Genomic DNA, 4,700 nt, shown 5'->3' with positions numbered 1-4,700 from the left:
GCGAGCAGGGTGCGGGAGGGCGTCTCCGGGGGCGCCCTCCCAAAGTTAGGGCAGGCGCTGCCTATTGGCCGAAGCGGAGCTGGATGCCGCCCCCCGCGGCGGCGAACTCGTCCTCGCCGCCTGCCGAGTACAGCAGCACCTCGGCGTAGAGCCACGTGTAGGGGAAGAGCTGCGTCCCGACGCCGGCGCCGACGGAGGGGCGGAAGAGGGTGGTGTTCTCCTGGTCGCTGAGCTCGAAGTTGTAGGCGGTGAAGCCGCCGAGCAGGTAGGCCTCGACCGGCGCCTGGTAGAAGGTCAGGCGGAACAGGGAGCTGACGGCGCCGTCGAGCTCGGCCTCGGTGCCGCCGTCCTGGTCGCGGCCGCCGACGAAGAGGCGATTCTCGATGGAGAGGTTCGGCCCGAGCCGGATCCCGTAGAGGCCGCCCCAGCCGACGTCGGAGAACTCCGGCCCTCCATCCCCCTGGGGGCTGAAGTTCCAGAGCAGCGCGTTGGCGCCGAAGTAGAGCTCCTGGCCGGTGGAGGTCTCCGCGTAGGTCCAGCCGCTCCGCTGGGCCTGGGTGACCTGGGCGGCAGCGAGGCCGCTCCACAGCAGCAGGCTAGCGGCCAAGAGCGCTACAGAGCAGTAGATCCCTCTCTTCATATAGTTAGTGACTCCGGTTCAGTCCAATCGCTTTGGGGGCTGCAGCGTGCCCTGTGCCCACCTCCAAGGTATCGGCGCCCCGGGCGGCAACTTGAGCCCGCTCTTCGAGGGGAAGTCGAAAAGGGCCCGGGAGGCGCGGAGCCTCCCGCAGGTGTCGGCCCGAGCGAGGCGCTACGCGTTGTCTCCCCTTAACACCTCGAGGAAGGTCTCGCCGAAGCGCTCGAGCTTGCGCTCGCCGACGCCGGAGAGGCCGCCGAGCTCGCGGAGGGTCTGGGGCCGCAGCTCTACCATCTCCTCGAGGGTGGCGTCGTGGAAGACCATGTACGGCGGCACCCCCTCCTCCCGCGCCAGATCACGGCGGCAGCGGCGCAGGGTGTCGAACAGCGCCTGCTCGCCGGGGTCGGTGAAGCGGGTCTCGCCCTTGGGCCGGCCCGACTTGCGCGAGCGCCGGGCGCTGGGGTCGCGGCGCAGGTGCAGGGCGGTCTCGCCGCGCAGCAGCGGCCGGGCGGCCTCGGTCAGGCGCAGGCTGCCGTAGCCGCCCTCGTCGACGGTCACCAGCCCGCGGGCGAGGAGCTGGCGCAGGATCGAGCGCCAGGCCGCGGGGGGCAGGTCGGCGCCGATGCCGTAGGTCGAGACCTGGTCGTGGCGGTTGCGCCGGATGCGCTCGTGGTCGGCGCCGCGCAGGACGTCGACGACGTAGCCGATGCCGAAGCGCTGGCCGGTGCGGTAGATGCAGGAGAGCGCCTTGCGGGCCGGCTCGGTGGCGTCCCAGGTCGCCACCGGCTCGAGGCAGGTGTCGCAGTTGCCGCACGGCTGCGCCAGCGTCTCGCCGAAGTGGGCGAGCAGGGCCTGGCGGCGGCAGGTGGTCAGCTCGCAGAAGGCGAGCATGGCCTCGAGCTGGTCGCGCTCGACGCGCTTGCGCTGCTCGTCGGCCTCGGAACTGTCGACCATCTGGCGCAGGGTGATGACGTCCTGCAGCCCGTAGGCCAGCCAGGCGTCGGCGGGCTGGCCGTCGCGCCCGGCGCGGCCGGTCTCCTGGTAGTACGCCTCGAGGCTCTTGGGCAGGTCGAGGTGGGCGACGAAGCGCACGTCCGGCTTGTCGATGCCCATGCCGAAGGCGATGGTGGCGACCACGATGACCCCCTCCTCGTGGATGAAGCGCTCCTGGTGGGCGCGGCGGGTCTCGGGGGCGAGGCCGGCGTGGTAGGGGAGGGCGTCGCGGCCCTTCTCCCGTAGCCAGGCGGCGGTCTCCTCGACCCGCTTGCGCGAGAGGCAGTAGACGATGCCGGCGCCCTCGGGGTGCTCTTGGGCGATGAAGCGCCACAGCTGCGTGCGGGTATCGCGCTTGGGGGTAACGCGGTAGCGGATGTTGGGCCGGTCGAAGCTGGAGAGGAAGACCCGGGCCTCCTCGAGCTCGAGCCGGCTGAGGATCTCCTGGCGGGTGCGCGGGTCGGCGGTGGCGGTCAGGGCCATGCGCGGGACGCCGGGGAAGCGCTCGGCGAGTACCGCCAGCTGCAGGTACTCGGGCCGGAAGTCGTGCCCCCACTGGGAGACGCAGTGGGCCTCATCGATGGCGAACAGGGCCAGCTGCGCCCGCCCGAGGAGCTCCAGGGTAGACGCCATGAGCAGCCGCTCCGGGGCCAGGTAGAGCAGGTCCAGCTCGCCGGCGAGCAGGGCGCGGCGGGTGGCGGCTGCCTCCTCGCCGCTGCGGGTGGAGTCCAGCGAGGCGGCGCGGACGCCGGCCTCGCGCAGCGCGTCGACCTGGTCCTTCATCAGGGCGATCAGCGGGGAGACGACGATCGCCGTCCCCGGCCGGACCAGGGCGGGGATCTGGTAGCACAGCGACTTGCCGCCGCCGGTGGGCATGAGGACCAGGGCATCGCCGCCGGCGCAGACGTGGTCGATAATCTCGCGCTGACGGCCGCGGAAGTCGCGGTAGCCGAAGACGCGGCGCAGGGCCTTGCGGGCGGGGTCGGGGGTAAGGCGCATACCGGCTTTCGCTTGATCTCGCTATAGCGGGTTCACAGACTGTTGCACTCAGGTCCCGGATCATCCGCGATCTGAGGATATCCCCGCAATCCATGCACCCCAGTGCAGCCTAACCGATGAAGGAGAGGCACTTATGCTCGGTGACCATCACGGTCTCGCCCACGAGTTTCCCGACTACCGCGAGCGCATCCACGAGCTGAAGATGGCCGACGCCCACTTCCGCAACCTCATGGAGCAGTACGACGAGGTGAATACCCACGTGGAGCGGCTCGAGCAGCAGGGCGAGCCGGTGGACGACGCCACGCTCGAGGACCTGAAGAAGCAGCGCCTGCAGCTCAAGGATCAGATCTACAGCTACCTGACCCAGGCGCAGTAGCGCGCCGGCGGCGCCGGGCAGGCCCGCCGCAGGGCGGGCCGGCGGCGTCAGCCGTCCCCGGCGGATCCCCCGCCCTGCGCATCCTGGGGGTCGTAGAGGCGGCTGGCGAGGTAGTAGTCGTCGGTCGCCCGGACCAGGACCCCGAGGCTGGCGGTCACCGGGATGGCGAGCAGCACCCCGGTGAAGCCGAAGAGCAGCCCCCCCGCCATCAGCGCGAAGATCACCCAGACCTCGTGGAGCTCCACGTTGCGGCCGACGAGCCGCGGGGTGAGGATGTTGCTCTCCACGACCTGCCCGACGAAGAAGATCCCCAGCGTCACCAGCCACATCAGGGGGGCATCGAAGGTGAACAGCGCCGAGATCAGCGCCAGCAGCCCGCCGACGATGGCCCCGACGAACGGGATGAAGGAGACGAGCCCGGCGAAGAGGCCGATCAGCACGCTGTAGGAGAGGCCGATGGCGCTCAGGCTGACGATGTAGAAGCCGGCGAGGATGGCGGCGACGGTGGCCACGCCGCGCATCCAGGCGGCGAGGGTGGCGTCGATCTCGCGGGCGCGGGCGCGGGCGATCCCTACCGCGGGGCGCGGGATGCGGCGGTCGATCTCCGCGACCAGGGTGTCCCAGTCGCGGATCAGGTAGAAGGCGACCAGCGGCGTGATCAGGGCGGTGGAGAGCAGGTCGAAGGCCGCCAGCGAGCCGCTGAACAGCGCCTGGACCGCCGAGCCGATCCAGCCGGCGGCGGTACCGGCGTAGGCCGCCGCGGCCTGCTCGATGCGCGTGCGCACCGACTCGCTCAGGTACGGCGTGAGGTCGGCCCAGAGGGGCGCGATGAGCTCCTTGGCGCGCTGGTGCAGCTGCGGAGCGCGCTCGATGAGGTCTACGGCCTGCGACCAGAGCAGCGGCACGGCGACGGCGAGCGCGACAGCCACGATAAGGAGGAAGCCGCCGACGATCAGCACCGTAGCCGCCGTGCGCGGCACCCCCCGCGCCTGGAGCCGATCGCAGAGCGGGTCGAGCATGTAGGCGATCACCATGCCGAGCACGAACGGGAAGAGGATGCTCGACAGCAGGTAGAGGCCGCCCAGGAAGGCGGCGGCGATCGCTAGCCAGATCCGTGCATGGTGACTCATCGACGCTTACCGTATGCGGCTCGACGGATGGGCGCAAGCGCCTGCGCGCACCAGGGTGCGCCGCGGGTGTTGACTGCGGTTTCAGGCTGATTACAATACTCCACTCTTAACGGCGAGGCGCAGCCTAGCCGCTAAGAGGGAACGAGGCGGTCCACAGACGTATTGACAATTTTGTGGCAGTGCGTAGGATGGACGGTCTCTGGCGGCGCAAGGCCGCGGCCCCCGACAAGCGGCGCAGCCGAAACGGTTGCAGCGAAGTGAAAGGGGGTTGTCAGAGCAGTTAAGCCCAGCTAAAATGGGCGATCTCGCCGCCGAAGGCGGCCGAGCAGATCTTTAACAAGTCGGGTTGGATGGTTTGTGTGGGCGCTTGCGCTGAGGTCGCGCTGATGCCAAAGACTTCGGCGCAAGGACTCGCAATACCGAGTGCTTGCGGCGAGCCAGTTCGGCCGCACCTAGTGCGGCCTACGAGATTGAAACTGAAGAGTTTGATCCTGGCTCAGATTGAACGCTGGCGGCATGCCTAACACATGCAAGTCGAGCGGCAGCGCGGAGAGCCTAGCTCTCT

Annotated in this window: 4 protein-coding genes and 1 rRNA gene (1 of these 5 only partly in view); 2 read left to right on the top strand and 3 right to left on the bottom strand. The window is 69.8% G+C overall.

The features are described from left to right. Positions 1–61 precede the first annotated feature (61 nt). Entirely contained in the window at positions 62–640 is a 579-nt protein-coding gene (locus CKO13_RS10490; RefSeq protein WP_207132190.1) for a hypothetical protein, read from the bottom strand. A gap of 171 nt (positions 641–811) precedes the next feature. After that, complete coding sequence (gene recQ / locus CKO13_RS10485) at positions 812–2,629, bottom strand: DNA helicase RecQ (protein WP_200260606.1); 1,818 nt, start codon at positions 2,627–2,629, stop codon at positions 812–814. Between the two features lie 133 nt (positions 2,630–2,762). Here recQ and CKO13_RS10480 point away from each other — a divergent pair, with 133 nt between their 5' ends. Then, positions 2,763–3,005: an HP1242/YdcH family protein gene (locus CKO13_RS10480; RefSeq protein ID WP_200260603.1), complete on the top strand. Its 243-nt coding sequence runs from the start codon at positions 2,763–2,765 to the stop codon at positions 3,003–3,005. A 47-nt stretch (positions 3,006–3,052) separates the two neighbouring features. On the opposite strand, the gene CKO13_RS10475 is transcribed toward CKO13_RS10480, so the two are convergent. Next, on the bottom strand, positions 3,053–4,135 hold the full coding sequence (locus CKO13_RS10475; protein WP_200260599.1) for an AI-2E family transporter: 1,083 nt from the start codon (positions 4,133–4,135) through the stop codon (positions 3,053–3,055). 473 nt (positions 4,136–4,608) lie between these two features. Between CKO13_RS10475 and CKO13_RS10470 the strand changes: the two genes are divergently transcribed. Then, positions 4,609–4,700, top strand: a 16S ribosomal RNA gene (locus tag CKO13_RS10470); it runs 1,454 nt beyond the window's last position.

The sequence above is a fragment of the Halorhodospira neutriphila genome (assembly GCF_016584055.1).
Classification (GTDB): domain Bacteria; phylum Pseudomonadota; class Gammaproteobacteria; order Nitrococcales; family Halorhodospiraceae; genus Halorhodospira; species Halorhodospira neutriphila.
This window is presented reverse-complemented; position numbering and strand designations above follow the sequence as displayed.

Excerpts from the sequence above, each read along its gene's own strand:
- CKO13_RS10490 (WP_207132190.1), bottom strand. The coding sequence starts at position 640 with ATGAAGAGAGGGATCTACTGCTCTGTAGCGCTCTTGGCCGCTAGCCTG.
- recQ (WP_200260606.1), bottom strand. The coding sequence starts at position 2,629 with ATGCGCCTTACCCCCGACCCCGCCCGCAAGGCCCTGCGCCGCGTCTTC.
- CKO13_RS10480 (WP_200260603.1), top strand. The coding sequence starts at position 2,763 with ATGCTCGGTGACCATCACGGTCTCGCCCACGAGTTTCCCGACTACCGC.
- CKO13_RS10475 (WP_200260599.1), bottom strand. The coding sequence starts at position 4,135 with ATGAGTCACCATGCACGGATCTGGCTAGCGATCGCCGCCGCCTTCCTG.